The following is a 799-nucleotide window of genomic DNA, read 5'->3' as shown; positions in this document are numbered from 1 at the left end:
GTTCGGCCCTTTGATGTGAGAGTTTTGGAATTAATGGAGCCTCATCTATAAAGTTTCCAATGACAATAGCCTTACGAGCAGAGTATTTATTAATCTGCCTCGCCATGGACTGTGTCATTGCAGTTACATAATCGAAGCGACGTAATATCCAGCTATCGAATGGATTATGGCTTTGGGGGTATTTTTCTTGCCTTATTACATTTCTGGATATTACGTCGCTTCGATTATGTAACTGCAATGACACAGTCCATGGCGAGGCAGATTAATAAATACTCTGCTCGTAAGGCTATTGTCATTGGAAACTTTATAGATGAGGCTCCATTAATTCCAAAACTCTCACATCAAAGGGCCGAACATCCAGTGTTTGTGTTTTTGGGCTCTCTCACAAAGAGAAAGAAAGTGGACGTTTTGCTCTCTGCTTTTAAGTCGATTTTAAATAAACACCCCCAGGCTTCATTACACCTTTTAGGAGATGGTAAGGAGCGTGAGGAATTAGAGAAATATGTTAAAAAACTGGGCATAGAAAACAATGTTATTTTTTATGGCTATCAGACCGATCCGCATATTATTCTGGCTACAGCTGATATCATGGTACTGCCATCTTTATCTGAAGGCATGTCGAGAGCAGTCCTAGAATCATTATTCCTTGGTGTCCCGGTAGTAGTGAGAGATGTTGACGGTAATTCAGAATTAATTACTAATGGAGTCAACGGTGAGCTATTTGAAAAAGATGAACAGCTGGTAGAAAAAATGAATGAAATGCTTTTAATTTCAAGACAGACTAGTTCAAGAATAAGCT

1 protein-coding gene is annotated in these 799 nt (G+C 39.0%); it reads left to right on the top strand.

The window, feature by feature from the left end:
* Positions 1-159 precede the first annotated feature (159 nt).
* A partial coding sequence (locus tag A9E74_RS13800; RefSeq protein WP_141696840.1) for a glycosyltransferase occupies positions 160-799 on the top strand: 640 nt, incomplete at its 3' end.

Source organism: Methylophaga muralis, assembly GCF_001720165.1.
Taxonomy (GTDB): Bacteria; Pseudomonadota; Gammaproteobacteria; order Nitrosococcales; family Methylophagaceae; genus Methylophaga; species Methylophaga muralis.
Note: the sequence above shows the minus strand (reverse complement) of the source record. Positions and strands in the feature narration are given on the sequence as shown.